2 protein-coding genes are annotated in these 1,465 nt (G+C 35.9%); both read right to left on the bottom strand.

Going from position 1 to position 1,465, the window contains the following annotated elements:
- Positions 1–37 precede the first annotated feature (37 nt).
- Positions 38–925, bottom strand: a complete 888-nt coding sequence (locus LKD41_RS15565) for an IS3 family transposase (protein ID WP_227701683.1) — start codon at positions 923–925, stop codon at positions 38–40.
- A partial coding sequence (locus LKD41_RS15560) for a helix-turn-helix domain-containing protein (protein WP_304621916.1) occupies positions 856–1,465 on the bottom strand: 610 nt, incomplete at its 5' end. The genes LKD41_RS15560 and LKD41_RS15565, both read right to left, overlap by 70 nt.

Below are 1,465 nucleotides of genomic sequence, written 5' to 3'. Positions count from 1 at the left end.
TGATATGTACCCAGAATCCTGGACACATATTTATGAACTAGGCTGAACACATGGATGCTATCCTGTATTGTACAGGCGGCATCCATTTTGTTTTTGCCTGAATTCTTTTGTTATTATAATAATCTATATATTCTTCAACCGCTTGTGAAAATTCTTCGAAAGAAGAATAGTTTTTTTCATAGCCATAATACATTTCATTTTTTAATCGTCCAAAGAATGTCTCCATAATACAATTATCATAACAATTACCTTTTCGTGACATGGATTGTATAATGCCATGTTCCTGTAAAGCATTTCTAAAATAAGCATGTTGATACTGCCAGCCTTGATCTGAATGAAATATCAATCCTTCAACTGAAGGAAATTTTTCAAATGCTTTATTCAGCATTCTTTTTATCTGTTCAAGATTAGGGCTCATGGATAAATCATATGAGATGATTTCATTTGTATTCATATCTAGCACTGGAGAAATATAACACTTTCCCCATGAAAAATTGAACTGTGATACATCTGTGGTCCATTTTTGTAAAGGCAAAGTTGTACTGAAATCCCTGTCTATTATGTTGTCAGCAATCTTACCAACTTCACCCTTATAAGAATGATATTTCTCCTTTGGTCTTTTTCCGGCTAGACCTGCTTCATGCATAAGACGCTGAACTCTTTTATGGTTCACCTGATACCCGCGATTAATAAGTTCCTGGTGAACCCGTCTTACACCATACCTGCGCTTGTTCTCAACAAAAACACTTTTTATTTCTTCTAGTATTTCTTGATTGCGTTCGGCAATAACATCGTTTCTGCTAATCTCAAAATAGTAAGTAGATCTAGCCATGTGCATTGCTTTAAGGAGATATTTTAATTGGTATCCGTTTTCTCTGAGTTTTTTGATGATTGCTGCTTTTTCGCCTTGAGTTGCGCAGCCCATTTTTCTTGCCTCAAGGCGATCCGTTTTTTTATTACTTCATTCTCGGCTTTGATATATTCGTTTTCAGCTCTCAAGCGTATCAGTTCTTCTCGTTCTGATTCTGTTAAAGGTAATGGATTTGTTGACTTCTTCATTCTTGATTCCTTTGTTGGACGTCCCTTTTTACTTTCTACTAATCCATTATATCCTTGTGATTTATATTTGTATACCCATTGATAAAGCATTCCTGCGCTGATTCCTGCTTCTATGGCAACTTTTCTCCTTGGTATACCTGCAATAACCATTAAAACCAGTTCAAGCTTTTCTTCTGGTGTCCACACTTTATTGAACACCTTATGTTTTAAAACTTCTGGACCATGTAAATCAACCAATCCAGACCATTCTCGTATATGTCTTTTGAGAGTATCTGGATTCGCACCCTCTGGGATATCTGGATACGAACCTGAATGATACAAATCAACACACATCAGTTTAAACTCATAACTATAACGCATAAAAACACCCTCCTTACTGGTTGTCCAGTAAAGAGGGTACATATCA

The sequence above is a fragment of the Roseburia sp. CLA-AA-H209 genome (assembly GCF_020687575.1).
GTDB classification, from domain to species: Bacteria; Bacillota; Clostridia; order Lachnospirales; family Lachnospiraceae; genus Roseburia_C; species Roseburia_C amylophila.
This window is presented reverse-complemented; position numbering and strand designations above follow the sequence as displayed.

Coding starts and splice junctions, on each gene's coding strand:
- LKD41_RS15565 (WP_227701683.1), bottom strand. CDS start 925: ATGGGCTGCGCAACTCAAGGCGAAAAAGCAGCAATCATCAAAAAACTC.